At 43.8% G+C, this 24144-nt stretch carries 20 protein-coding genes and 1 riboswitch; of the genes, 8 read left to right on the top strand and 12 right to left on the bottom strand.

The genetic code is table 11. The features are described from left to right. Positions 1-149: 149 nt before the first annotated feature. Together AB3489_RS07190 and AB3489_RS07185 are read right to left on the bottom strand one after the other, a co-directional pair. A complete protein-coding gene (locus AB3489_RS07190) occupies positions 150-776 on the bottom strand; it encodes a carbonic anhydrase (RefSeq protein ID WP_287896156.1) in 627 nt (208 codons plus the stop codon). A gap of 22 nt (positions 777-798) precedes the next feature. Continuing rightward, on the bottom strand, positions 799-1983 hold the full coding sequence (locus AB3489_RS07185; protein ID WP_368294503.1) for a M24 family metallopeptidase: 1185 nt from the start codon (positions 1981-1983) through the stop codon (positions 799-801). Positions 1984-2486: 503 nt separating this feature from the next. Here AB3489_RS07185 and AB3489_RS07180 point away from each other — a divergent pair. From AB3489_RS07180 to AB3489_RS07150, 7 genes are all read left to right on the top strand, one after another. After that, entirely contained in the window at positions 2487-3857 is a 1371-nt protein-coding gene (locus AB3489_RS07180) for a TrpB-like pyridoxal phosphate-dependent enzyme (RefSeq protein WP_368294603.1), read from the top strand. A gap of 203 nt (positions 3858-4060) precedes the next feature. Then, positions 4061-4195: riboswitch (cyclic di-AMP (ydaO/yuaA leader) on the top strand. Between the two features lie 3 nt (positions 4196-4198). Then, on the top strand, positions 4199-5395 hold the full coding sequence (locus AB3489_RS07175; protein WP_368294502.1) for a C40 family peptidase: 1197 nt from the start codon (positions 4199-4201) through the stop codon (positions 5393-5395). Positions 5396-5616: 221 nt separating this feature from the next. Further along, entirely contained in the window at positions 5617-6096 is a 480-nt protein-coding gene (locus AB3489_RS07170; protein WP_019226085.1) for a DUF456 domain-containing protein, read from the top strand. Between the two features lie 201 nt (positions 6097-6297). Beyond that, positions 6298-8055: an ABC transporter ATP-binding protein gene (locus AB3489_RS07165; RefSeq protein WP_368294501.1), complete on the top strand. Its 1758-nt coding sequence runs from the start codon at positions 6298-6300 to the stop codon at positions 8053-8055. A 162-nt stretch (positions 8056-8217) separates the two neighbouring features. Further along, entirely contained in the window at positions 8218-8745 is a 528-nt protein-coding gene (locus AB3489_RS07160; RefSeq protein ID WP_368294500.1) for a hypothetical protein, read from the top strand. An 88-nt stretch (positions 8746-8833) separates the two neighbouring features. Continuing rightward, on the top strand, positions 8834-9883 hold the full coding sequence (locus AB3489_RS07155; RefSeq protein ID WP_368294499.1) for a DUF4474 domain-containing protein: 1050 nt from the start codon (positions 8834-8836) through the stop codon (positions 9881-9883). A 121-nt stretch (positions 9884-10004) separates the two neighbouring features. Next, positions 10005-10976 carry a DUF4474 domain-containing protein gene (locus tag AB3489_RS07150; RefSeq protein WP_368294498.1) on the top strand — a complete coding sequence of 324 codons (972 nt, stop codon included), beginning with the start codon at positions 10005-10007 and terminating at the stop codon, positions 10974-10976. Positions 10977-11058: 82 nt separating this feature from the next. On the opposite strand, the gene AB3489_RS07145 is transcribed toward AB3489_RS07150, so the two are convergent. Together AB3489_RS07145 and AB3489_RS07140 are read right to left on the bottom strand one after the other, a co-directional pair. After that, positions 11059-12174 (bottom strand): DUF6765 family protein, encoded by a 1116-nt coding sequence (locus AB3489_RS07145; RefSeq protein WP_368294497.1) that lies wholly within the window; start codon positions 12172-12174, stop codon positions 11059-11061. 91 nt (positions 12175-12265) lie between these two features. After that, the gene (locus AB3489_RS07140) at positions 12266-13030 is read right to left on the bottom strand and encodes a MerR family transcriptional regulator (protein ID WP_368294496.1); all 765 of its coding nucleotides are present in this window, start codon (positions 13028-13030) and stop codon (positions 12266-12268) included. A 153-nt stretch (positions 13031-13183) separates the two neighbouring features. On the opposite strand from AB3489_RS07140, the gene AB3489_RS07135 reads away from it, so the two are divergent. Then, positions 13184-13669, top strand: a complete 486-nt coding sequence (locus AB3489_RS07135; RefSeq protein WP_368294495.1) for a rubrerythrin family protein — start codon at positions 13184-13186, stop codon at positions 13667-13669. A 571-nt stretch (positions 13670-14240) separates the two neighbouring features. On the opposite strand, the gene AB3489_RS07130 is transcribed toward AB3489_RS07135, so the two are convergent. The 8 genes from AB3489_RS07130 to AB3489_RS07095 all read right to left on the bottom strand — a co-directional run bounded on the left by AB3489_RS07130 (position 14241) and on the right by AB3489_RS07095 (position 24114). Continuing rightward, the gene (locus AB3489_RS07130) at positions 14241-16166 is read right to left on the bottom strand and encodes an MFS transporter (protein WP_368294494.1); all 1926 of its coding nucleotides are present in this window, start codon (positions 16164-16166) and stop codon (positions 14241-14243) included. Between the two features lie 35 nt (positions 16167-16201). Then, a complete protein-coding gene (locus AB3489_RS07125) occupies positions 16202-16627 on the bottom strand; it encodes a MarR family winged helix-turn-helix transcriptional regulator (RefSeq protein ID WP_287896170.1) in 426 nt (141 codons plus the stop codon). Between the two features lie 250 nt (positions 16628-16877). Further along, complete coding sequence (locus AB3489_RS07120) at positions 16878-17630, bottom strand: SDR family NAD(P)-dependent oxidoreductase (protein WP_368294493.1); 753 nt, start codon at positions 17628-17630, stop codon at positions 16878-16880. Between the two features lie 18 nt (positions 17631-17648). Beyond that, positions 17649-18527 carry an Hsp33 family molecular chaperone HslO gene (hslO, locus tag AB3489_RS07115; protein ID WP_368294492.1) on the bottom strand — a complete coding sequence of 293 codons (879 nt, stop codon included), beginning with the start codon at positions 18525-18527 and terminating at the stop codon, positions 17649-17651. Positions 18528-18675: 148 nt separating this feature from the next. After that, positions 18676-20244 carry a hypothetical protein gene (locus tag AB3489_RS07110; protein ID WP_368294491.1) on the bottom strand — a complete coding sequence of 523 codons (1569 nt, stop codon included), beginning with the start codon at positions 20242-20244 and terminating at the stop codon, positions 18676-18678. Further along, positions 20241-22334: an RND family transporter gene (locus tag AB3489_RS07105; protein WP_368294490.1), complete on the bottom strand. Its 2094-nt coding sequence runs from the start codon at positions 22332-22334 to the stop codon at positions 20241-20243. Before AB3489_RS07105 ends, AB3489_RS07110 begins: the two co-directional genes overlap by 4 nt. A gap of 27 nt (positions 22335-22361) precedes the next feature. Continuing rightward, positions 22362-22940 (bottom strand): TetR/AcrR family transcriptional regulator, encoded by a 579-nt coding sequence (locus tag AB3489_RS07100; RefSeq protein ID WP_015042807.1) that lies wholly within the window; start codon positions 22938-22940, stop codon positions 22362-22364. Positions 22941-23262: 322 nt separating this feature from the next. Further along, a complete protein-coding gene (locus AB3489_RS07095) occupies positions 23263-24114 on the bottom strand; it encodes an IS3 family transposase (protein WP_287896169.1) in 852 nt (283 codons plus the stop codon). Positions 24115-24144 lie beyond the last annotated feature (30 nt).

Here is a 24144-nt window from a genome sequence, read left to right as displayed (position 1 = left end):
TTCATATATCTGATATCAGATCTTAGTATTTCCTATTATATCTTTATTTAGAAGATTGTACTACTATCGGTCATTTTTATACTAAAATCCAGGAAATCATACGATCTTTGACTCCCTGGATCAAACGATATCCAAGTCTTGATTCGCAGTCAATTCACAAGTTCAAATTCACTATTATGCCGATTGTAGCGGAAGACCTCACCCGTTTCAATAATATAGTACCAGCCTTCGATTGTCAGCGTCTGATTCAGGACTCTTTCCTTGATAAACGGGTATGTTAACAAATGTTTGAGCTGCTCCACAATGTTGATTTGTTCAGTCATCCATTCCCTTTTCGCCATTTCCGATTCTGGAATATTCATTGCTGTAATCTTTTCTTTAACATTCCCTGCCAATTCCAGCCATTTTCGGGTGTGCGGAATCGATTGCATTTCTTTCTCCGAGGCATATAGCGATTTGCACCCTCCGCAATTGGAATGGCCGCAGACTACGATATGCTGAATGCCAAGAATATTGACGGCATATTCAATTGCAGAAGTCGTGGCCAAATACTCTTCTATATTACGGTAAGGCGGTACAATGTTGGCGATATTCCGGATAACAAACAGTTCTCCGGGTAAAGTTCCGGTGATTAAATTGGGTACCAGTCTCGAATCCGAACAGCCAATGAATAACGTATGCGGGCTTTGAGAATTCCCTAATTCTTCAAAAAGCTGCCTGTGCTCCTGGAAATCCGTTTCTTTAAATTGAATAAGGCCCTGAAGTAATTTCTCCATATTTTACATCCTTGCTTCTTATTTATACCTCGATAATGTCCGTTCCTCCGCCCGTGAGACATCTGCCGCCGGCAGCACTTACCACATAGGTGTCTTCCACTCCCACCATGCCAATGTTGGGCAGACCCTTTTTCGGTTCGAGCGCGATGACCATATTCTCAGTGAGTTCCGCTAGGAAACCATTCGTAATCACAGGCAGTTCATCGACATGAAGTCCAACGCCGTGTCCGAGAAACTTAACTTGCCGTTCCCCATACCCCATAAAGTTCCGTCTGAAGTCTTCACTGAGCGTGCTCATTACCGATTGATAGATTTCCGACGGTATCGCCCCTGGAATCAGTTTTTCTGCCAGACGCTGCTCAATTTCCATACAGGCGCGATGCGCCTTCACAACATCGGCATCAGGCTTGGCTCCAAAAATATAGACCTGGGTTTTATCGGAATGATAGCCATTGCAGCCAAAACCGACATCGACAAAAACCAAATCCCCTTTTTTTAGCTTTCTTTCCCGGCTGCCTAACAAAGGAACGGCAGGACACATACCATAGGCCCCACCGGGGCCGTCAAAGCTGGTTGGGTAAAGAGAGCTTTCTCCAAAACCAATCTGTCCGGCAACCATTTCCGTCTGAAACATGGAAAAACGGCTGACACCATGATGTCCAATCTTGATCATGGCGGCATAAAGTTCCGCTACAAAATCGGCCTCGCTCATACCTTCCCTGAGCAGTGGCGGAACAAGTTCATGCAGCAGCTTACAATGGTTTTTTCCTGCTTGTTCCACCCATTCCAGCTCGTACGGCGATTTGACCGCTCTGACCGACAGCACCAGCTTGTCTACTGAATGAATGCTTCTCATCGTGAAGTACTTCTTCAGCCGCTGCAGCATGGCGAGCGGCACAATCTCTGTTTCAAGATACGTATTCCCTAGCCCAGGTCCGATCATCCCGGCCGCATCACGGTAACTTTCCATCGGATAGATCGTTGTCAGAGGCGATTCAGCTTTGGCGCGATCATAACTTCGGCGCACAAAATAGTGCCGGGTCCGGTCTTTTTGAATTACAAGCATGCCGTCCTGCATTGTTCCTGTAAAATAATACTGATTCACTTTACCAAGTATAAGGATAGCATCCCATTCAAGATAGGTCTGATCCATGAGGTCGCACAAGTGATTCAGTCTCCGGTCAAGTTCGTTTATCATAAGTGTCATAGACAGTTCCTCCGTTAGACAATGTATCGCGTACTTCTCTAGAGTTTACCATACTTTGCGTTTTTTCAAAATGGTGCAATTCCCTGACTTTGAAGTTTTACATTTTCTTGACAAAAAGTTAATTTCAAGCTAAGATTTAAGCAATATTTGATACTGTTAAACCGCAGAATGAGAGTAGTAACATGATGTTTGCTGTTTCAAGAGAGCCGCAGTCGGTGGAAAAGCGGTAACAGCACTGATGTGAATGGACTCATGAGGGCCGTGCAGAGATTACAAAGAATGATTGATGTAAGCGTATGCAGGCCGGGAACTCCGCCCGTTATGAATGGAGCGTATGTCCGTCATACGTTTTAAGCGGCGTGTAAACGCAAGTTGGGTGGTACCGCAGAGATCAAAGTCTTTGTCCGATAGTTTGGACAAGGCTTTTTTTTAATAGATTTTCGTTTATTCAACGAAGATTAATCAAAAGATAGTTAATAATAATCTGGAAAGGAATGAAGACCATGACAAGCATACCTTACAAAATCTATTTACCTGAAGAAGAGATGCCCAAGTACTGGTATAATGTAAAAGCTGTTATGAAAGAGCTCCCGCCGCCCTTTATTCATCCGGGCACGATGAAGCCCTGCACCGCAGATGATCTGCGGCCGATCTTCTGTGACGAACTGATTGAACAGGAACTGAACAACACGGACGAATATATCGAAATTCCTGAGGAAGTTCGTGAATACTACAGGATGTACCGTCCTTCCCCGCTCGTGAGAGCCTATAATCTCGAAAAGCTGCTGGATACACCAGCAGAGATCTATTTCAAATTTGAAGGCACGAATACTTCAGGTTCCCACAAATTAAACTCTGCAGCTGCCCAGGTTTATTATGCCAAAAAACAGGGTCTATCTTCGCTGACAACGGAAACCGGTGCAGGACAATGGGGTACGGCCTTATCGATGGCCTGTGCGTTTTATGATATTCCATTAACGGTCTATATGGTGAAGGTGTCTGCAGAACAAAAGCCTTACCGGAAAGCCGTCATTGAAACCTATGGTGGAAAAGTCATTCCATCTCCTTCCGACACGACGGAAATCGGCCGGAAGATTCTGGCTGAAAACCCCGGCACAGGCGGTTCTCTTGGCTGCGCGATTTCGGAAGCGATTGAAACATCTGTCAAAACCGAAAACTGCCGTTATGTACTTGGCAGCGTACTCGACCATGTCCTGCTGCACCAGTCCGTGATCGGCGAAGAAACCAAGCTTGCCTGTGACAAGTACGGCATTGAGCCTGAAATGATCATCGGCTGTGTCGGCGGTGGGTCAAACTTTGGTGGTCTGGTTGCACCCTTCATGGGTGACAAGATCCGCGGCAAAAATAATATCGAGTTTATTGGTGTTGAACCGGCCTCCTGCCCTTCTCTGACCCGCGGCAAATATGCGTTTGATTTTGGAGATACAGGAAAAACGACGCCCCTGATCAAAATGTATACGCTCGGATCAGGGTTCATTCCCTCTCCGAACCATGCCGGAGGCCTCAGGTATCACGGTATGAGCGGAATCGTTTCCAAACTGTACAATGACGGCTATATGACAGCCCGGGCAGTTGAACAGTCCAAGGTATTTGAAGCAGCTACAGCCTTTGCGCGCTGTGAAGGCATCCTGCCTGCTCCGGAATCCGCACATGCTTTGCGGGTTGCAATGGATGAAGCGCTCAAGTGCAAGGAAACCGGTCAAAAGAAGACCATCCTGTTTGGCCTGACTGGCACCGGATATTTTGATATGGCTGCTTATATGAGCTATAACGCCGGCACAATGACAGACTATATTCCGACCGATGCTGATCTGGAAAAAGGCTTTGCTACGCTGCCAAAAGTGGATCTATAGAATCGGCATTCCTAACAGACTTCGTGATAAGGGAATGTATCTAAACACAGCCTATGAAGGGCGCTTCAAATATAAATTGAGGCGTCCTTCCTTTATATCTCTTGGGCGTTGTAGCTTTGCACAGCGTTATAAAATTTTCGTTCCGAGGCAGGATATTTAAATTATGTGTCGAAATATTACAAAATTGCGTATTATAATATGAACTAAATAAAGAGCTGAATCCAGGCCAGCCTGGAGCGGGGGAACTTCTTTTTCTGGGGTGAATCGCATTTTGCGTAGGGCCTATACCTTTGGTCCGAATCCGTCAACTAACCTCGTAAGCTAAGAAAGGTGAAAATTTGATGCATTTTAAGCAGATCATTTGCGTTACCTTGACCTGCCTTAAAAAAATATCATGGAAATCACCGCGCCTGCTCGGTGGTTTATTTATTACAATGATATTAATCGGGTCGTTTGCCTGTTACCTTGCCACCCCAATGAATGCCGTCGCTGTCTCAGTCAACGGGAAACAACTTGGACTCGTCTTTAACCAGAATACCGCAGATACACTTATGGCGTCTGCAGCCAAAGAAAAACCTTACGAGATGGCCTATACCAATATCACCGTCAGCAATGCCGATTATCTTCGTTCTGCGCTGCGGCCAAACAATGTTGAAGAAAAAATTAATCACCCCTACGATGCCTATCAGTTCACCATTAATGGTACTGTGATTGCCGTTTTGCCGGAAGCGGAAGATATTGATCAGGTCTTAAAAGAATTTCAGGCGTATTACGTGAAACCCACGAAAGATAATGTCGTGACTTCCGTTAAGATCGCCGAAGACGTCATATCCTCCAAAACAACGGCCGGGCTTTCTCAAATTCAATCACCTGAACAGGTTTTGAAATCTCTGATTGACCATAACTCCCTTACGGTCATCTGTCAGGGAAAATATACGGAAACGCAGAAAATCCAATATGATACCATCACCAAGAAGGATTATAAGCTCGGCTTTGGTAAAAAAGAAGTGATTACGGCAGGCAGTGACGGATCGAAGTCCGTAACCTATTCTTATGTCCAGAGTAACGGCAAGTATTCGGAAAAGCAGGTTGTCAAGGAAACGATTCTCCAGGACGCTGTGACTGAAGTGATTGCCGAAGGCCCGACTGCCAAGCCGATCCTGGTTGCTTCCAGATCCAATAGCTATTCAAATGTCGTTGATTATGCACTGGGCTATGTCGGATGCCCGTATGTTTATGGTGGAATAAGCCCCGGCGGGTTTGACTGTTCCGGATTTACCCGCTATGTATACGCTGCGGCCGGTGTCTCCCTTCCCCATTCCTCTTTCGCGCAGTATGCTTCCGGTACCCCGGTTGGCAGGGATGAGCTGCAGCCTGGAGACCTTGTCTTTTTCTCGACCTATGCCCGGGGCGCCTCACACGTCGGTATTTATATTGGCGGAGGACAATATGTGCACGCCTTTAATTATTCAACCGGCGTTGTCGTATCCAATCTAAGCGCGCATTCGTCCAGTTATCTTGGTGCCCGCAGATATTAACAACTTTGCTGGCAAGAGTTATCAACACAAATAGGATGATGCTAATAGTTAACTTTTAGCATCATTTTTATGTCAATGACTTGAACATAACCGAGCTGTTTGCATTAAAAAATTGAATTTTTCTTTCCAATCCAGTATATTTATACGGGTAAGCAGCAAATTCATTGGTTATTATCATAGAACATATGAATGATCCTATCTGAAAATGGAGGGAAGAAAGAATGGATATGATTGCTTTAATCATTGCGGTTGTTCTCTTTATTGCGGGTATTGTTGGAACTGTTCTTCCCGTTTTGCCCGGCGTCATTTTGATCTATGCAGGCATGCTGGTCTATGGCTTCATGACAGGCTTCGCAACATTAAATGCCTACTTTTTCATCCTGCAGGCCCTGGTCGTAATCCTGCTGTTCTTTGTGGATTATTTTGCCTCGGCTATCGGAACGAAACGCTTCGGTGGAAGCAAGCAGGCAGCCTGGGGCGCAGTGATCGGCACCATTCTGGGTTTGATCGTTCTTGGACCGCTTGGTATCATTCTCGGTCCGTTTTTGGGGGCGATTGCAGCCGAACTGATCCGTGGTACGGAATTAAAGAAGACAATCCAAATTGGTTTAGGTACACTGCTCGGTGTCCTTGGCGGTACTGCTGTCAAGATCGGTGCCGAAATCATTATGATTGTCTATTTTTTCGTGCGCATCTATTAATGACTTTGCATAAATATTCTATTAGAAAGCACATTTCCCCTTTGATTTCTGACAGAAATATTAATTTCATTTTTTCCATAGAATGGAACCCATCCGCCTGATTTTTTAATTTTAATGAAATATGCTATACTGTTCCGAGAAAAGAGTAAGATTCCTGCAAGTATTTGCAGGCTTTATTTTTAGAAAGCGTGGCTCGGCAGCATGAATATCCTGAACCGTTTTGTTCGTTATTATAAGCCTTACCGCCTGTTGTTTTATACGGATATGCTTTGTGCAGTGATTGTCTCCGTCGTCGATCTGTCCTTCCCTCAAATCCTAAATCACTTAAGCAAAAATGTTTTTACACAAGGCAGAGAAGTGATCCTGCACAGTATCGGCTTTTTCAGCGCAGTATTGCTGACACTCTACATAATCCGCTACTTTTGCCAGTATTTTATCACTTGCTGGGGCCATATCATGGGAGCCCGGATGGAAGCCGACATGCGCAGAGATTTATTCACGCACTTTCAGCGTCTGTCTTTCTCTTACTACGACCAGAACAATACCGGTGAGCTGATGTCCAGACTCGTCAATGACCTTTTTGACATTTCCGAACTGGCGCATCACGGACCGGAGAATATCTTTATTTCCTTCCTGAAAATCATCGGGTCATTTGTTTTGCTGATGCTGCTGAATGTGCCAATGACTCTTATCCTGCTCGCTGTCACAGCGATCATGGTGATTTTCAGTATTCAGCGTAATCTCAAGATGAAAGCGGTCTTCCTAGATAACCGGGTCAAAATTGCCAAAGTCAACACAAGCCTTCAGGATAGTCTGGCTGGAATCCGGGTGGTCAAGTCCTTTGCCAACGAAGAAGCAGAAAAAATGAAATTCCGGAAAAGCAATCAGGACTTTCTGGCATCCAAAGCCGGCAGCTATAAAATGATGGGAGGTTATTTTGCCTGGAATTCCTTCCTTTCCGGGCTGCTTTATATTGTCGTCATTATCTCCGGCGGCCTGTCCATTGCCGGTGGATCACTAACACTTACGGAACTTGTCATTTACCTGCTTTACATCAATATCTTTGTTCAACCATTGGAAGTACTGATTAATTTTACCGAACAGTTTCAAAAGGGTTTTGCCGGGTTTAAACGCTTTGAGGAAATTATGGAGACAAAACCTGATATTATGGAAAAACCAAACGCCCTGCCTCTGGAAAATGTCAAAGGTGAAATAGAATTTTCCAATGTTTCTTTCCGATACAACCTCGATGATGATGTCCTCCAAAATGTCAGCGTCCGAATTCCTACCGGAAGGAAAGTTGCTCTGGTGGGTCCCTCTGGCGGCGGAAAAACAACACTGTGCTCCCTACTCCCCCGTTTCTATGACGTTACCGAAGGAACCATTACGATTGACGGTAACGACATCCGGGATATCACGCTGGAATCCTTAAGAAATGCGATCGGGATCGTGCAGCAGGATGTCTATATGTTCAACGGTACGATCAAGGAGAATATTGCCTACGGCAAAGCGAATGCCTCCGACCAGGAAATCATTGAGGCTGCCCGCAGTGCCAACATTCATGAATTCATCATGTCTTTGGAACTTGGTTATGACACGTTCGTCGGTGAACGGGGCGTCCGGCTTTCTGGAGGACAAAAACAGCGACTGTCGATAGCAAGGGTATTTTTGAAGAACCCGCCGATATTAATCCTGGATGAAGCGACTTCGGCACTGGATAATGAAAGTGAACGCTATATTCAGGAGTCTCTGTCCAAGCTATCGCATAACCGGACGACGGTTATTATTGCCCATCGTCTGAGTACCATTAAAAATGCTGACGAAATTATTGTCATTACAGATGAGGGCATTCAAGAAAGAGGCACTCACCGCCAGTTGATTAATCTTGACGGGATCTATGCCCGGTATTACAACATGCAGTTTGAGGGAATCGATACACAAGTACGTCAGCCGGAGTAAAGCAGATCAACGTAAACGTATTCAAAGTAATTATTGTCCATAAGCACTAATGATCGGTATTATTTTACCGAAAATTTTTTTGCAGAAAAATTTAACTTAATAATATTTTTGTTATTTGACAAAAATAAGTTAGGTCATAATTGCTTATGGAGGTAAAAATAAATGGATGAAAAAAACAAGACCATCTTAGCTTCTGCCAAAAAAGACATGGAAGTTAGTGAGGAAATCGGCGATCTGAGAAGCCAGTTATCCGCAATGGAAAACACCATGAATCAGTTGAAACAAGTATCATTCAGTAACTCTTCTTCTCAGGGTAGTACAGTAAATCAGAACGAAATCATTCAGCAGAGCCAGCAGGCAGCCAATCAGCTTCAGCAGCAAATTCAGGGCTTCCGCAACCAGACCCAGCAGCAGAAACAGCAGGCAGATCAACAGCTGCGACAAGCTATCCAAACGGCGATGACCGCTTTGACACAGGCCAATCAGCAGATCCAGGCTCACCAAGTACTGGAACAGATGGGCCAACTTATTGATCAGACTCAGGGCCAGTTACTTCAGATGAGCCAGCAGAGTCAAAATATGGTCAGCCAGCAGGGCCAGCAAAGCCAAAGCCAGCAGCCTTCTCCTTCTCAGTATGGGCAAAGCATTCAGGGTCAGGGTATGCAGGGACAGAGCAGACCGAGTCATTAATCTCAATTTATCAATACCCAGTATTTGCATACTGGGTATTTTTACATATTATATCCATATATTGGTATTCTATTAAGGAGGAAGGAAGATGTTATTATTTAACAGAAATGCCTCATACTCTTATTATCAAAGTATGCAGCAATCAACCTGGGATAAATCAATAACCGATACCGGGACAACAGCGGCGACATCAATAGAGACTGAGACTGAGACTGAAACTAGAACAAAGACTGAAGCTGATTCAGCACTTGCAACAGAAGAAAATAAATCTCATACCGGGTCTGTCTCCGTTGGTACCGGTGACGAATATCTTGATGAAATCATTGAAATTGCCGGTTATTCCTATGATGCGCGACAGGATATTTTTATCTCGAATATGAAGCCCTGGCAAAGGTATATCGGTTACTGCCGGCTTTTTGATGAGGCTGCCGCACCGCTTGGCATGATTATCGACTGTGAACCCATAACCTTTGATTACCTCAACGAGAAGTGGATGATTGGTCTTTGGAAAGGTCAGTATGATTTGGTCAGCGGCGGTGAAATCGGCCTGTATAAGTCAAACGGTCTTGTTTACCAGTCCGTCAACGATAAGGAACTTCTGGACATGTCGTATACCATCAAGAAAAATGGAAAAAAACTTTTCTCCAGAAAAGCAAAACATTGGTGGCTGACTGGTTTCAAACTTGGAGAATTTGCTGAGCCGAATGAGCTGACGATGGATATCTGCCTCAAGTTGAAAGACGTTAATATGAGGAATGCTTTTCTCGCAGGAATGCGTAAAGTCGGCTACAACGAGCACGAATTAGCCGTAGAGGATAACAGCGTAAGCTTCACGTTCGATATCCCCAAGACGGCCCAGCCCTGGACCCGCACACGATTGACTGATCAGTTGATCCAGCGCAAAAATAAATTCTTATGTGAAAAATATCAGGAAATAACCGGCTCTGAGGGTACCGTCCAGGAACGGCTCAAATTGTTGGAAAAACAAGATCCCAGAATGTACAAGAAAGTGAAAAAAATTGGCAAACGCACCCCTTCCCTGGAAGCCTGGATGGAAGTATTGATGACAGCTCTGATTATTATCATCTTTTTAAGAGCCAATACAGTCAGGTTACAACCTTTAAGCGTTGAATCCTAAAATTCTATTTATTTTAAAAATTTTATTTGTCACGGACAAACCTGTTCCAGAGTTTGTCCTTTTTACATAAAATATCATTGTCAAATATTTCTAAAAATAAATCTGTTAAGGGGCGAATCCAATGTTATTTCACAAATCCAACGCTTTCATTCGCTATCCTATTCAAACCGGAATCTCCAATCCTGAAATTATGAAACGTCTTGCGGTTCCCGCTCAAGGTACCGGTGACCCCGATTTGGATCAGGTGATTGAAAATGCCGGTTATCGGTATGATCCAGAACAGGATATTTTTTACGCGACTTTAAATCCATGGCAAAGAAATGCCGGATATTGCCGAATTTATGATGAGGTATCAGCCCCGACGGGTATGATTATTGATTGTGAACCGGTTTATTTTGAATATGACGGCAAGAAATGGATGATTGGTTTCTGGAAAGGCCAGTACGATCTGGTAACCGGCGGAGAAATCGGGATTTATACCGGGGCATTTCATTTTACGCTTCCAGGAATTTTTAGCGGAATGTTTTATAAATCTGCAGACAACGACGAATTGCTGCCGATGTCCTTCGTGTTAAGGAAGAATGGAAGCGTGCTCTTTACCCGATCAGAAAAACACTGGTGGCTTACAGGTTTTAAATTAGGCGAATTTTCTGATCCTTCGGAATTAACGATGGATATTGATCTTGCTTTTCCGAATACAGCAATGCGGGACGCTTTTCTAAACGGTTTAAGAGATGCCGGATACAATGACCAGGAATTTTATTTTTCCGGAAATAACGTATCTTTCACTTTTGCTAAGCCGCATACCGTCCAGCCAAGAACGCGAAAACCCAATACAGACCGGCTCATTCAGGCTAAAAACAAATTGTTATGTGACAAATATCAGGAAATCACGGGTCCTTACAGCACAATGCAGGATAAAATGAAAGCGATTGAGAGCCTGGCCCCGCAGTTATATCAAACCGTCTTAAAACTTGGAAAGAGCAAGGAATTTTATGAATTGTGGATGAAGGTTCTGATCCTGGGCTTAGTTGGTCTTTTTGGTTACAGAAGAAGCAGAGAACTTTTCGAACATCAAAGAATCAGTGAATAGCAGCAATTTTTGGGACAAAAGGTCCTTTTTTTTTGCCTATTTTTTACGATCCCCTCCCAAACCTACCTCTTTGCTCTCTTCGTTATTTAGGAATAAACAGTTTGTTTTGATGACAGCATTCAAAGAATCTTTTTTTATACCACTTGACCGCCTGATAAAAATGGTACCAGTCGGATTCTGCAAAATGATCAGCAAGAATCACATTTTCTACTCTCCTGTTATTAAAGGTTTGGGGATTAAAATTTTGAAAAGCTTTTCTCAGCCATTCACTCTCCTGATAGATAATGCCAGACCATTCATTTTTCTGAAACATCCCGTATTTAAGCATGAAGGCAATCCAGCTTTCTTCCCTGTTTCTATCCGAATCTTTATTAATCAGCTGGCTCATAAGTTTAGGGGTATTATCGAATTGATAATTTGAATCCCGGAATTCAGGATGTTTTTTTAAATAAATCTCAAGGTACCCTTTTATTTTGGCCAAAGCTCGCTGATACCTTTCTTTATTGTCAATCTCCACAACGGTGTATCTGCCCTCGAAGGTATCGCTGCTGTCATACCGATAGGACCAAACAAGGTAAGGCAGATCAGGAAAGGTCAACGCCTGCCCGTGGCCATAAGCGGGTATAATACGGTCAAACATTTCGTCATATTTTTCTCCGCATAACTGTTTAAACAAATACAAAATCAGATCAGGTATTCCTAAGTAGACTTCATTGCGCGCTCCGCAATGATTAATATCATTCACTTTGCTGAGCATGCCGCTGAAACCCTGATGTGAAAAAGTATCGGCATAAGCATGCAGAACAATCCCAAATTTAATCAGATTATTGTCGTCCAGGGCCTCATTTAAAAGCACCAGGGCCACTGGCGACTCCTCTTTACAGCGGAGTTTCTTCGTGAAGTTTTCTCCTTTACAGCCAGGGACAAAATGAAAGGCGCAAGTATTGTTGATCATTGCCTCGTAATTAAACGTTTTTATTTTAAAATAGGAATGACAGGTTGCCATATTTAAAAAAACGGCACGGTTATCAGAGCGGTCAACACTGACTTCCGGTGCCGGATTTTGGATCGTCATCAGATTAATTCTGGCATCATCCACATACTGCGAAGCATAGGCAATTTTTCTGGAGCTTTCCTTGTTGAACCCACATGACCTGCAAAATGCCAAAAGCGCATAATAATGAATATCTCTTTTCAATAGAAGGCTCCTCCTTTGCCATGTCCATCTTGATCTTATACAAACCTTCAAGATAATATATGGAAATGGCAAAACGGAAGTGAACCTTTTTCTATTCGTTCATCCCGGTATAAATAAGGATCGCATCCCGTAAAAAGGCTGCTGTCCCAGGATGCTTCTTATCATAGTAGGCTGTAAACCTCGGGTCATCAGCATACATTTGTCCCAGACCGGCATGTGCTTCTTTGCTGTATTCCTTCCAAAAATAGCTCAGCCAGTTACGGTGCAGCTCTGCGGTTTCCTGAGCAAGTCCGGAGGCAGGATCACCTGTTTGGAAAGCTGCTTCAAGCTTTTCCGTAATCATGGCAGAAAGCCTAGTCATTTCTTCATACTCCTCAGGTTTCATGCCCTGAAATTTTTGATTGGACTGATCGACAACATCGTCTCCATATTTTTGGCGGATTTCCTCGCCATAAGTTGTTTCATTTTCTTGAATCATTTTTTTCTTGAGTCCTTCAAATTTTTCTTGGTCAGACATGGTCATTCTCCCTTCATAAGACGCAATCGTTTTCTCAATATTCACGATAAGGCTTTCAAGCTGCGCTTTTTTTTCCAGCAGCTGTGAAAGGTGCTCCCGGAAAGCTTTTAGTTCATTAAAAGACGGTGAATTGATCACTTCCTTAATAGTTTCCAGCCCCATACCCAGTTCACGATAAAGCAAGATCTGCTGCAGCCTGTTTACTTCCGCCTGTCCGTATAGGCGATAGCCTGAAGAATTAATCCTGGCCGGCTTTAGAAGCCCCATCTGATCATAATACCTTATTGTTCTGGGACTGATGCCTGCCAACCGGCTAAGTTTCTGTACAGAATATTCCACACCACTCACCTCAAAACTAGGATACACCTTGACGTCGCGTCAATGTCAAGAAAAATATTTCCGATACTTTGGGACAAAATAGGATATAATATTACAATTATAGGCTATTTATGGTAATATTATGAAAGTGGAGAATGATAAGGAGGGATTTATATGACATCGCAAGACAATATGAAAGAATCTTTTGCTGGCGAATCTCAGGCTAACCGAAAATATACCGCTTTCGCTCAGAAAGCTGAAGAAGAAGGATATAACGGCGCTGCCAAGCTATTTCGGGCAGCAGCTGAAGCTGAAGCCCTGCATGCGTTAAGCCAGATGAAAGTGCTGGGTATGCTGAAATCAACAGAAGAAAATCTTAAAGCTGGGATCGATGGTGAAACTTTTGAGTTCACGAAAATGTATCCGCGTTTTCTGGAGAAAGCAAAAGACGAAGGCAATTCTGAAGCACAAAGAGTTTTTCATTTAGCCAACGAGGCTGAGAAATCGCATGCCGCCTTATACAAAGACGCACTTAAAGATTTAACGGCAGACAATGACTATTATTACTGCCAGGTATGCGGCTATATCCATAAAAACGAAGCACCGGAAAAATGCCCCGTTTGTGGTGCACCCTCTTCAAAATTCAAGAATGTGCAATAAAAAGCCCAATCAAGAGCACTGCTACAACGCTGCCGACAATTTTGCCGGCAGCGTTTTTATTGTTTAATAGTAAACTCTGGGTTTACATCATGTAGCCTAACTGCTCTTCGGCTATTGCGCCATCCATGGCGCAAATAGCCGCGCTCCGCATCGTGCTCCGCTTGGCCGCAGATAGACTACATGACGTTATATTTCGGGTCCATTAAGCCATTATATAAAGGTCTCTCGTCGCTTATTTGCTGTTCTGAATGCTTTAAAATGGAATTAATGTTTATTATATCAATGCCAGACACTTCATACTGCTGAATTCTTCAAATATTGTAGCCTTACACAGATATGGAGTCGAGCGTTAAGTGTCAGTGGCGTTAAGCGAGCAAAAACCGCAGCGTCAAGACATGCCAACGGTGAACATTCTAAAAGGCCCAGAGGTTTTGGCATGTTAGCGAGGATTTGTGCGAGTAGCCACGAAAACGTGCGAGCGGAATATCTGTGTAAGGCTACAATTACCCAAGAATATAAAAAGAAGCAACTCAAAATATTAATTCTATACATTTGCGGCTTGTGTTTAGCTCTATCCTTGCTTATTGACTGGTTTTCTTCGATAGAAGCACAGGAAGATCAAGCCAATCAGAGAAGAAATCGTAACTGTCAGATACACCTGCTTAAATCCGCTGTTTAAGGTTTTTTGGAATTCTGATTCAATGGCTGTACTTCTCTGGTCAATCTCCGCGAGATAATTTTGTTTGGCTGTGTTAAAAGCTCCCGGGACGGCATCTTTTAAGACCGTCATTTTTGTTATCGTATTCTGAAAGGATACGTTTGACTGAGGCATCGATTCTACGGACGTAAGCGCATCAATTCCATTCTGTATCCCGGCCTGTATATTCGCAACCATATCCGGAGTCTTATCTGCAAAGAAGCTTTCTGCAAGCAGTTTGCTGTTCTCCGTGATGGTTGTTACATCGGAAGCTTTTACCTTATCCATCAGTTCATCAGGAATTTGATAGTCATTGCTGCTGTTCATATTGATTTCAATCTTTTCCAGATAGGAAAAGTTGGGCATATCGACGGTTGCCAGAACATTTTTCATCATTGGATTGCTTTTCATCTCATTGATTTCTGTTGTAAGTTCCTGTGCATACGGCAGTTTCGGCATGGAGACTTCTTTGGGCAGCAGGTTCATTACATTATTCTGAACCGCTACTCCGGCATGCGCCAGAAAACCAACCATGACTGCCGGCGCAATCGCCGTTCCGATCGATCGAACAAGAGACAAGGCGGCGAGTGCCGAATTGGACTCTTCATCTTTGGCATTTTCCAGCATCATATAATTTAATGGTGTGCCCATCGTAAAGCCCATACCAAGACCCATGAGAACCAGACTGATGTTTACCGTCAGCATACTGGGCTGGTCAGCTGCGACAAAGATTAGAAACAGCGAACCAAGCAAAGATATCAGAAAACCTAGACCTAGAATCATTTTAGGTCCGTATTGATCGATCAGCTTTCCGGATAAAGGAGCGCCAACCCCTGCAAACAAACCGAGAATGATAACAAAATAGCCGCCGCTTCCGGAAGCAATTTTCAGTGAGTTTTCGGCAAACTGCGGTACAAAAATCATCCCCATTAACACAATTCCGGTAATAAAGGCAATGATAAAGGTGATCATGATCCTCGAGTTTGTAAAATACGATAAATTCATCACCGGATCCTCTGCTTTTTTCTCAGCCAGGATAAAGAAAGGAATAAGAAGCACAAACAGGGTCAGGAAAGGATAAACACTCGTACTGATTAAAGTTGACTTAAAATCAAAGAAGTCAATATTTTTAAGTCCATACATTAAAGCTAGAATCATCACGGTCAGAATCAGGATTCCACCGATATCAATCTTTTTGACATTGTCATTTCTGTTGTTTGGCAGACAGAGGAAGCCGGCGATCAGGATAAACAGCGTGATCGGCAGATTCACATAAAAGATAAACTGCCAGTTACTGCTGCCAAAGATATCCAGAATTGCACTGCCTGCCGAAGCACCGAAAATATTGGCAATCCCGTATACTCCCCCAACCAGTCCCAGGGCCATCCCCCGTTTTTCCGGAGGAAAAGTCGTGCCAAATTCAGCAGTCGCAACCGGAAGGATTCCGCCTCCACCAAGCGCCTGGACAATTCTGGCTGCGAGCAGGACCGTAAAGCTGTTAAACTCCTGGGCTAAACCACAGAATAAAGAACCCAGACCAAAGAGAAAGATACTGGCAAGATAAATGTACTTGCGTCCGAACATATCAGCAAGTTTACCCATGATCGGAATACTGGCCGCATAAGCCAGTGTATAAATCGTAATCATCCAGATCCCGGTTTTTTCATCGACCAGCAAATTATTTTGAATAACTGTTCTGGCTGGTGTGACAATTCCCGTGTCAATCGCACCCATAAAAATACCGAGCAGATATAGAATCATAACGAGAACAAAGCTCTTTTTCGTATTTGATTTGTTCAACTTGCTTAACTCCAATCTTTAGATTTTTGATTGGTCTAAATTTTCTCGCATTCATTGACGGCTTTCATGCTATTGGCGGCAATGACCGACATTATTTTTTGGAACTGTGCGATGTCTTCTTCGTCAAGCCCTTCATAGATGGCTGTATGCCAGTCAGTCAGGATTTCCTGCATGTTGTCCATGATTTCCAACCCTCTTGGCGTTAGGGTTATTATTTTCTCGCGGTGGTTTTCAGGGTTTATCATTCGATTAACATACCCTTTTTCTTCGAGCTTGCTTAAGCTTTTGGCAACCGCTCCCTTGTCAATGACAAAAAAAGTAGCAATCATATCTTGATTTACCTGATCGTTTTTAGATAAAAACATCAGAATTTCTTGTTCAGAATGCCCCAAATGATATTTACTCAACCTTCTCATTGAATAAATGCGATTAAACCGAAATATGACCGACAGGTCTTTCATCAGCAACACGAATCACCCCCTTTACATATAGTTGTATTTGCAACTGTTGTACTAACAACTATCTTATTCGTTTTCTTTATGTCTGTCAACAGACGACATCAACCCATCCATATAAAAATATCTGATAGCGTGGATAAGTACGATCTAAAGAATAACCATAAGAATAACAAAATAACAAAAATCCGTTGAAACAATTTCAACGGCGGTGCATCAGTCAATATATCAGTAAATATGCCCGAAGCAAGGATTTCTAAACAAATTTTTCTTTTTGCAGTTTATAGAGAAAATGCAACAGTATTTTTTGCGGCAGGATTTTCGTAAGGGCAAAGGCAGCCTTCATCAATATCCCGGGAATAATCATCCTTTTATGTTTGAGCATCCGGTCAACCGTATACCTGGCTACATAAGGGCTGTCCAGTGCTTTTACCCCAAACGTGATCTTGGCATTTTGTTCAAACTCGGTATGCACCGGCCCTGGACACAGTACGCCTACATACACTTTGCTGTTCGTTTTTTGCAGCTCCTTATGTACAGCTTCCGTCAGTCTCAGTACATAGGCCTTCGAAGCATAGTAAGCAGCCATCAAAGGCCCGGGTAAAAAGGCAGCCGAAGAAGCCACATTTAATATATACCCTCGGTTACGCCGCTTGAAGTCCTGCAGAAACAGTTTCATTAAGATATGAACTGCTTTGATATTGGTATGAATCAATTCCAATTCTCTGGTAAGATCCGTCTGATCAAATTCGCCGTATACAGCAAACCCGGCATTATTGATCAGCATATCAATTTCCTGGTTCTTGACCAGGTCATAGAGTCGGAAACAGGATTCCTCCTGTGCAAGATCGAGGCTGATCGTCTGGACATTGCAGGAAAGCTCTTTCTTTAATTCTTCCAGCCTGTCAAGACGCCGTGCAACCAAGATTAAATCATAGCCTTTCGTGCTCAGCACTCTGGCAATATCCCGGCCAATACCTGAACTGGCCCCGGTGATTAAGGCTTTCATATCCTGTACTGTTCCTTTCTACCTTGTGGCATCCTTCAGCGTCTCTAGTTCCTCTCTCGAAAACAGGTAGGTCTCGTTGCAAAAATGACACTGGGCTTCCGCCTGGCCGTCGGTTTGAATGATCTCTTCGATTTCCTCTTTGCCTAAGCTGATCATCGCGTTGCCGATCCGCTCCTTGGAACACTGGCATTGAAATTTCACCGGCATTTTCTCGAGTACCTGAACATTGTTTTTGCCTAAAATTTCTTCCAGCATCTCCTCTGGTGTAAATCCATGCTGAATCATCGTTGAGACCGGCGTAATCGTTTTAAGATGTTCTTCAATTTCAGAAATGGTCTCTTCAGCAGTTCCGGGCAATAGCTGGATAATAAAGCCGCCGGAAGCTTGAATTGTATGATCCGGTGCAACCAAGACACCGAGTCCGACCGAAGAAGGGATCTGTTCGGATTTGACGAGATAATAGGTAAAGTCTTCCCCGATTTCTCCGGAATATAACGGAACCTGCCCGGTAAAGTAATCCCGCATACCCAGGTCCTTAACAACAGACAATGTGCCTGCAGAACCTACAGCTCCGCTGACGTCTAATTTCCCGATCCGATTTAGATCCAAATGCGTTTGAGGATTGGTGACATAGCCCCTGACTTCCCCGTGCGCATTGGCGTCAATCAGGATAATACCCAACGGGCCGTTGCCTTCAATCTTGACAGTCAGTTGTTCATCGCCTTTGAGCATTGCTCCGAGCATTAGACCGGCGGTCAGTGTGCGGCCGAGTGCCGCCGATGCTGTCGGCCAGGTCTGATGCCTGCGCTGGGCTTCACCGACGGTTTCCGTCGTCAAAGCTGCGTAAGCGCGTACCTTGCCGTCATAACCCAAAGCCTTAACTAAATAATCGTTCATTTCAATCTCCTTATCTATCGCTGAAATTGATCTTCAAGGATAAACAAAAGGCTGAAGAAATCTGTTATCAGCCTTAGAAAATGCTTTTTTAACACCGTCATTATTAGATCATAATTAGCACAAAAGTTCAATATTCTTCTGAAAAAAATCAACGAAATAGATTGATAAAACGCTCCCAGAAAGATAGCCTTTCTGGCTCCGTGACTGCACTCTTTTCATCTGCTGCAGCTTTCAAATCTGGAGTCCGGATAACAAACTGAACACTTTTCGGGGAAATCTTCGAGGACACAAAAGATACCGGCTTTGTCTCTTCCCCGCTGCCAAATGAGAGTGTCTCCAGCAATCCGGAAGCCTCATCTATACCATTTTTAAATTGTCTTTGCCCGTCAATCAGTTTTTGAACCTGATCAGGCAAAACCGCTGAACTGGATACTAGCTGATTTAAGCCGCCCGTTATCGCAGCTGTACTGTCGGCCAGTGCCACAGCACCTGTTTTTAATTCCGCCCCCTGCTGCGCAAATTGATCCAAACCTGCTGAAAATTCAGTAATACCTTGCGCAGACTGGGCTATGCCCGTTGTATAGTTGGACAGGCCGGTGCCATATTGGGATAGTTGAGCCTTCATGTTGCCGATCTGCTGGAGATAAGCCTGTTTTTGTTCAGCGGGCAGGGAATTCAGCAATGGCGTTAATTGATCCATCATGGCAGTTACACCGGAGGAAAGGTTGGTATACTGAGCTGCAAGTTCCTGTCCCTGCTGGGAAAGTTGGGCAGTGCCGCCTCGGATCTGCTTAAACTGCGCCGCGAGACTTGATGCTCCGGTTGAATATTGTTCTATCCCCTGACGCATCGTGCCGGCTCCCTGCTGTAGTTTGGCAGAGCCCGAAGCAATACTTGCTATGCCTTTATTCAATTCGATTAAACCGGCCTTCAGCTTCTCCGTACCGGAAACGATTTGCCCGGCTCCGCGTGACATATGTGTTATACTTCCGGTATCCATGTTAAGATTCAGGAAATTGGAACTGTCAAAATAGGAGCAGGTCATCGTCATGGACGCCATCTGAAATTTTTCAGTATCATAAACCACCGTATACTGCGCATTTTTCTGGGGCAACACCATGTAGGCCAGTGTTAGGGTCTTGCCGGAAATCATGGTGGAGGCTCCTGATGAAGAAACGACCGTGTTTTCATCCAGAGCCAGCGGCAGCTGGACCTGACAAAGATAGTTTTCCTGGTAATACGCTTTGGCTTCAGCATTCGGCTGAATCTTCAGCCTAATTTCAATTCTTCCTTCTTTGCCGACAATGTCCTCGGGCTTAACCTCCTGGCCGTTCAGCCGATAAGCAACAGCAAACGCAAATGGCAGTTCTCCATCAGCCAGTTTGCCCTGATAATAGAAACCCGCATCCCGTGCCGGCAGCTGCCAGGAAATCTTGCCGTCCGTGAGCACTGGGGTTTCACTGCCGGAAAGGTTGGTAATCGAATCGTAGACACCGTAGTCCAAGTAAATGCCGGACACAGGCGTATCAATCCTATTAACGACTGTAATACCGGAAATACTTCCATCCGTTTTCAGGTCCGCATAAACGGTCTCATCTTTGACAACGGTCATATTTTGGTTGCTTGTCGTACTCTCCGTATCTGAAGCAGATGCGGATAAAGATAATACGGGAATCATCAGTATTACAGTCAGAAAGCATGCGATTAGTTTTTTCATCGGATTGTCTCCTCCCTCCCACTTTCTTTCGCAGACAAAGTGGTTTTCATCATTACTTTATCAAACGTCATCAGCAGCACCGGCAGTAAAACAAGGACCATCAGTCCTGACAGTGCCGCACCCCTGCCCAGCAAAATACCAATATCACTGATAGCTTTAATTTGGGAAAGCATTCCTTCCGCAAAACCCGCCACGGCAAGAATCAATGCTGAGATCATCACGGTGTTCCCGGCAGTATTCAACGCAGACAGTACTGCGTCTCTGGGTTTTTGTGTCTTCCTGAATTCGAGATAACGGTTGGACATCAGAATCCCATAATCAATCGTTGCGCCAAGCTGGATGGAACTCACAACCAAATAACCGATAAACACCAGACTTGATCCCTGAAAATAGGGTATCCCCATATTGATCCAGATAGAAGACTCAATGACTGCGATCAGCAGCACCGGAACAGATATGGAACGGAACGTCAGCAGAATAATCAGACCCACAGACAGAATTGAAAACAGGTTAACTGTACGCGTGTCCTGTTCAACAGTATTTTTGATATCGGCGATACTGGTGGCATTCCCCGCGGCATACCATTCATCAGGGTAATACTTTTGCACCGACTGTTCGAGTTCTGCAACGGCTTCAAAAGTCTCGGGCGTTTCACCGGCAATGTTCATAAGAACGATCATACGGGTATAATGTTCCGACAGGAACATATCCCTGACGCTTTGCGGCAGTAAAGAACGTGGGATTGCAGGATCTGCCAGCGTGACCAGAGTCTGAACATCGCGGATATATTTCTGTTCCTCCAGTTCCTGGGCCAGCTGTATTTCAGCAGCAATATCGTCATTTGGAACTAAAATCACAACAGGATTATAGACACCGAAGCAGCTTTCAATGTTATTTCTTTCCTCGACAATGGTTCCCTCACTGGAACTTCCGGAAGTATTCCCATATAAAAAGTCAGTATTCTTTTGTGCCAGGAAAGACGGAATAACAATCATCACAACCAGGGCAAACAACAGATATCTTACTTTGATTGTGCCCCGGCCTATCTTCATAAAAGGCGGAACGAGGGGCCTGTGCCGGGTTTTGTCAATCGTTTTGTGGAAGATCGCAATCATAATCGGCAGCAAAATGATCACACTGATATAGCTCAGACAGATTCCCTTAACCAATACCAGTCCGAGATCCTTGCCGATCCCGTACTGCATAAACAGCAGGGCTAAAAACCCAGCTATAATCGTCAGCGCGCTCGCCGAAATAGATGAAAGTGTATTTTTTACTGCTTTGGCAATTGCAGAAAAAACCTCGGCCCCGGCATCCTTTTCCTCAAGATAGCGGTGGCAAAGAAACAACGAAAAATCCATCGAAATGGCGAATTGCAGCACCGCAGCAATTGAATTGGTGATGAAAGATATGTTATGGAAAAAGGCATTCGTTCCGGCATTGATAATCACAGAAACCCCTATGACGCTTAAATACAGCAGCGGTTCTATCCAGGAGTAACATGCCAACATCAGGATGAGGACACAGAGCGGAATAACGATGATCATAATCTTGGACATTTCCGAGCCAAGCACTTCCCGCATATGGCTCGAATCTTCAGCTTCTCCCGTGATACTGACATTTTCGCCTAACGAAGCCCGGATCGCCTTCAGGGCATCCCCTGTTCCAGTGGAATAATCCCCCTGAGCAAATTCAACTTGAAACAAGGCAGCTCCATCTTTATAGTAACTATCCAGAACGTTTTGGGAAATAAAGGCCTCCGGAACCGTAACATCTGTGACATCATCCAGCCAAATCACATTTTTTACACCCGGAACCTCTTTGATTTTTTCCTTGGCTTCAAGGGCTTCCCGTATAGAAATGCCTTCCACCATGACCTGAGCAGTTCCCGGATAACCAAACTCCTGATCCACAAGCGTAATCGCCTGCTTGGTCAAGGAGTGTTCCGGCAGATATTCCGCTAAATCATAGTTAACTGTAATACTGGGTATAAGCGCAATACTGGCAATAATGACTGCCAAATAGATTAGTAAAACGACCCGTTTATGGATAATAAGGCCTTTCACAAACTTTTCTATAAACAGCTGCATATCTTTATCATCCTTTACCGTTTCATTTTAAAGTCTCTTTTGGATATCCCCGATAATCAATAAAAGAAATTTGTTCAATAGATTGGCAAGACGCACTTCATCTCCGCCATACTTATTAAAAATATTAATGATTCCTTCAATAAGCGCCAAGGCCAAGGAGTCGGCAAGCAGCATATCACTTCCAGGCTTGGAACTGCTTAGGAACAAATCGTTCTCCAGACGCTGCTTGACAAGCTCAATCAGTTCCACCTTTATATTTTCGTATTTGGAGCCCTCGACACTTTTCATTAGGATTAAAAACTGCGTTCTGTTATCCAGAAACACCTTGGTTATCACTTCTGTGATATAGGTGATGCTTTGCATCGACAGGCTGCTTTTATCGCATATGTCAATGAATACCAGCTTTCGTAGCTGCTCTATAGTTGACTGAAGGATATTATCGAGCAGGTCATCCTTACCTGAAAAATAGGAGTAAATATTCCCTACAGTAATCCCGGCTTGCTGCGCAATACTCCGCATTGAGGAATGACGGTAGCCTGAGACTAGAAACTCCTCTTCCGCAGCCTCGATAATTCTTTTTTTAATCTCTTCTTTTGGTACTTGCATAAATAAACACCCATTCATTATTCTTATTTTCAGTATATCGCGGCCGAAATCCAGTTGTCAATATTAAACATGAGTTCATTTATACTGCAATACTCTTATTCTATGCGGCCATATTCCGAATATGTATCCGTTTGCTCATCACGCTTCCCTCAGATTCCACCTCACATTGGACACTCTTGCTCTGGGCTGATATTTGGCAACTGCCAGCCCCCATAGTAGACTTTCACCGCTTAGTTACGCTCCATGCATGGCGCACGACAAAAAAACAACCGGATTAATGAACTGCCCCCTGTCAAGTAGACACCCAAAAAAACTAAAAACTTTATGCTGCTAAGGTCTGATTTCGATACTCTATCGGAGTCAGGCCTTTTAGTTTTTTCTGTAATCTTCTCGTGTTATAGAAATCAATGTATTGATCAATCGCTAGTTCTAATTCCTCATAGGTATGGAACTTCTGCAAATAGTACATCTCAGATTTGATGATTCCCCAAAAGCCTTCCATAGGGCCATTATCAATACATCTACTGACACGGGACATACTTTGCGTACCACAAACGCTATCAATCTTATTTTTGAACTGTCTATTGGTATATTGAAAGCCTCGATCGCTATGGAATAGTGGCTTTGCATCTGGATTGGCGGCTACTGCTAGGTCAAAGGTTTCAAAGACGAGCTGATTGTTATTGGAACGCCCGAGGACATAAGAAACAATTCTTCTGTCTCCCAGATCCAGTATCGCACTCAGATAAGCTTTCAGCCCATTTGTGAGTTTGAATTCCGTGACATCAGTCAACCATTTTTGATTCGGCTTATCTGCATGGAAGTTCCTGTTCAGTATATTTTCAGCGGTTATCTGAGGTGTACTTGGGATATAGTTCTTCCGCTTCTTGCGAATGACAGACTTTATATTGACAGATTTCATCAATCGATATATGCGTTTGTGATTGTACTGTTGGCTCATGATCCTGTTGATATTCATCGTCATGCGCCGGTATCCGTAAATACCATGAACTTCTGTGTATAGCCGAATCATCTCTTCCAGTATCAGTGTATTCCTTCTGTCTGTTTCACTTTCCGGCCGATTAATCCATTTATAGTATGAAGAGCGTGCGATATCAGCAAAATTACATAATTCTGCTATGGTATATTGCTCTTCTTCATGAAGTTCTTTTATCGCTAGATATTTGTGTTCTTGGCGTACTCG

This window comes from Dehalobacter sp. TBBPA1, from assembly GCF_040931655.1.
Lineage (GTDB): Bacteria > Bacillota > Desulfitobacteriia > Desulfitobacteriales > Syntrophobotulaceae > Dehalobacter > Dehalobacter restrictus.
The sequence above is the reverse complement of the archived record's forward strand: the minus strand, read 5'-3'. Positions and strand labels throughout refer to the sequence as shown.

Excerpts from the sequence above, each read along its gene's own strand:
- AB3489_RS07190 (WP_287896156.1), bottom strand. The coding sequence starts at position 776 with ATGGAGAAATTACTTCAGGGCCTTATTCAATTTAAAGAAACGGATTTC.
- AB3489_RS07185 (WP_368294503.1), bottom strand. The coding sequence starts at position 1,983 with ATGACACTTATGATAAACGAACTTGACCGGAGACTGAATCACTTGTGC.
- AB3489_RS07180 (WP_368294603.1), top strand. The coding sequence starts at position 2,487 with ATGACAAGCATACCTTACAAAATCTATTTACCTGAAGAAGAGATGCCC.
- AB3489_RS07175 (WP_368294502.1), top strand. The coding sequence starts at position 4,199 with ATGCATTTTAAGCAGATCATTTGCGTTACCTTGACCTGCCTTAAAAAA.
- AB3489_RS07170 (WP_019226085.1), top strand. The coding sequence starts at position 5,617 with ATGGATATGATTGCTTTAATCATTGCGGTTGTTCTCTTTATTGCGGGT.
- AB3489_RS07165 (WP_368294501.1), top strand. The coding sequence starts at position 6,298 with ATGAATATCCTGAACCGTTTTGTTCGTTATTATAAGCCTTACCGCCTG.
- AB3489_RS07160 (WP_368294500.1), top strand. The coding sequence starts at position 8,218 with ATGGATGAAAAAAACAAGACCATCTTAGCTTCTGCCAAAAAAGACATG.
- AB3489_RS07155 (WP_368294499.1), top strand. The coding sequence starts at position 8,834 with ATGTTATTATTTAACAGAAATGCCTCATACTCTTATTATCAAAGTATG.
- AB3489_RS07150 (WP_368294498.1), top strand. The coding sequence starts at position 10,005 with ATGTTATTTCACAAATCCAACGCTTTCATTCGCTATCCTATTCAAACC.
- AB3489_RS07135 (WP_368294495.1), top strand. The coding sequence starts at position 13,184 with ATGACATCGCAAGACAATATGAAAGAATCTTTTGCTGGCGAATCTCAG.
- AB3489_RS07125 (WP_287896170.1), bottom strand. The coding sequence starts at position 16,627 with ATGAAAGACCTGTCGGTCATATTTCGGTTTAATCGCATTTATTCAATG.
- AB3489_RS07120 (WP_368294493.1), bottom strand. The coding sequence starts at position 17,630 with ATGAAAGCCTTAATCACCGGGGCCAGTTCAGGTATTGGCCGGGATATT.
- hslO (WP_368294492.1), bottom strand. The coding sequence starts at position 18,527 with ATGAACGATTATTTAGTTAAGGCTTTGGGTTATGACGGCAAGGTACGC.
- AB3489_RS07110 (WP_368294491.1), bottom strand. The coding sequence starts at position 20,244 with ATGAAAAAACTAATCGCATGCTTTCTGACTGTAATACTGATGATTCCC.
- AB3489_RS07105 (WP_368294490.1), bottom strand. The coding sequence starts at position 22,334 with ATGCAGCTGTTTATAGAAAAGTTTGTGAAAGGCCTTATTATCCATAAA.
- AB3489_RS07100 (WP_015042807.1), bottom strand. The coding sequence starts at position 22,940 with ATGCAAGTACCAAAAGAAGAGATTAAAAAAAGAATTATCGAGGCTGCG.